This window comes from Mesorhizobium sp. M2A.F.Ca.ET.037.01.1.1, assembly GCF_003998075.1.
Taxonomy (GTDB): domain Bacteria; phylum Pseudomonadota; class Alphaproteobacteria; order Rhizobiales; family Rhizobiaceae; genus Mesorhizobium.
This window is the reverse complement of record NZ_RZSA01001560.1, coordinates 1-864: the sequence shown is the minus strand read 5'-3', so window position 1 is coordinate 864 and position 864 is coordinate 1. Positions and strand designations below refer to the sequence as shown.

The 864-nt window shown below is 65.7% G+C and carries 1 protein-coding gene; it reads left to right on the top strand.

Annotated features, from left to right (window positions below; genetic code table 11):
- Nucleotides 1-237 precede the first annotated feature (237 nt).
- Nucleotides 238-864, top strand: a 627-nt coding sequence (locus tag EOA27_RS38360) for a molybdopterin-dependent oxidoreductase (protein ID WP_145970899.1), incomplete at its 3' end; no start/stop codon positions are given.

The window sequence follows — 864 nt, the reverse complement described above, 5'->3', positions numbered from 1 at the left end:
TGATTAGCCAATCTCCCCCCTTGTGGGGGAGATGCCCGGCAGGGCAGAGGGGGGCGCTGTCCCGCCAGCCTGTCAGCTTGTTACGCGATCAACTGCCGTCGGCCAGAGTAGGCATCTCCAAGGCCGCGTTCCTTCGCGCCCCCCTCTGGCCTGCCGGCCATCTCCCCCACAAGGGGGGAGATTGGCTAATTGTCTCTGGCCCTACACCTCTCCGGCAAAACCCGCTACACACGCGCCATGAACCAGCACGCCAAGCTCCGGATCGGTCATTCGGCCTGCCCGCATGACTGCCCCTCCACCTGCGCGCTCGAGGTCGAGCTGCTCGACAACAACCGCATCGGCCGCGTCCATGGCGCCAAGGCGAACAGCTATACGGCGGGCGTCGTCTGCGCCAAGGTCGCGCGCTATGCCGACCGCGTGCATCACCCGGACCGGCTGCTGAAGCCGCTGGTGCGCGCGGGCGCCAAGGGCGAGGGCGCCTGGAAGGAAGCCAGCTGGGAAGCGGCGCTCGATCTCGTGGCGGAAAAATTCATCGCGGCGGAAGCGAAATACGGCTCGGAGACGGTCTGGCCCTATTTCTACGCCGGCACGATGGGGCTGGTGCAGCGCGACGGCATCGAGCGGCTGCGCCACGCGAAAAAATACTCAGGCTTCTTCAGCTCGATCTGCACCAATCTCGCCTGGACCGGCTGGATGATGGGTGTGGGCGCCTTGCGCGGGCCCGACCCGCGCGAGATGGCGAAGGCCGATTGCGTGGTGATCTGGGGCACCAATGCGGTGGTCACGCAGGTCAACGTCATGACCCACGCGACGAGAGCGAGGAAAGAACGCGGCGCGAAGATCGTCGTCATCGACATCTACGAC